1 pseudogene is annotated in these 739 nt (G+C 67.4%); it reads right to left on the minus strand.

The window, feature by feature from the left end:
• A pseudogene (locus MOX02_RS30860) lies at positions 1-673 on the minus strand (IS5 family transposase); the annotation flags it as partial.
• Positions 674-739: the final 66 nt, after the last annotated feature.

A 739-nucleotide genomic window follows, 5' to 3' on the forward strand; every position in this document is an offset into this window, starting at 1 on the left:
TTAAGTCGGGCCCAGAGCCGTTCGACCTGATGGCGGTTGTTGTAGATCCAGGTGGGGCACGCGACGGGAGCCTCGTTGCCCTTTGCCGGGATCGCGGGACGGGCTCCTAAGTTCCAGATATGCTCGCGGAAGGCATGGCTGGCGTATCCTCGGTCAGCCACCACCCACCTCGGCACGCCTGGCAGCTGATCGAGCAGCGGGATGGCATGGGGCAGTTCGTGTGCCTGGCCGGGAGCCAGGATGAAGGCGACGGCTCGGCCGAGCCCATCGGCGATCACGCAAGCCTTGCTGCCAAAGCCGCCGCGCGAGCGGCCCAATGCCTCGCGCCTGTCCCGCTCAGCTTGTGTGCCCCCTTTCGGCGGCCTCCCGCCGCCTTCTGGTGTGCGCGGATGCTGGTGCCGTCGAGGAACGTCATCCCGAGTTGCACCCCGGTCTTCTGGGCAAGCCGTAGCAGGCGTTCCCAGGCACCAAGGCGCGCCCAACGGATGAAGGTCTGAGCTGCGCGTGCCCATGGACCCAGTTCGGCCGGGATAGCGCGCCACTTGGCCCCGTTCTGATGCCGCCACAGGATGGCAGAGAGCGTGCGGCGCAAATCCCGAGGCGGCGTCTTGCCCTTCGGGCGGCACGCCTCAATCAGCGGCTCTAGCCTCATCCATTCCGCGTCCGTCAGCATCGCCCCTCCCACTCAGGAGGGGCAAAACGCCCGCGCCCTCAACCGGTTCAAGGTCGAACAGGCCGT

The organism is Methylobacterium oxalidis (assembly GCF_007992195.1).
Classification (GTDB): Bacteria; Pseudomonadota; Alphaproteobacteria; order Rhizobiales; family Beijerinckiaceae; genus Methylobacterium; species Methylobacterium oxalidis.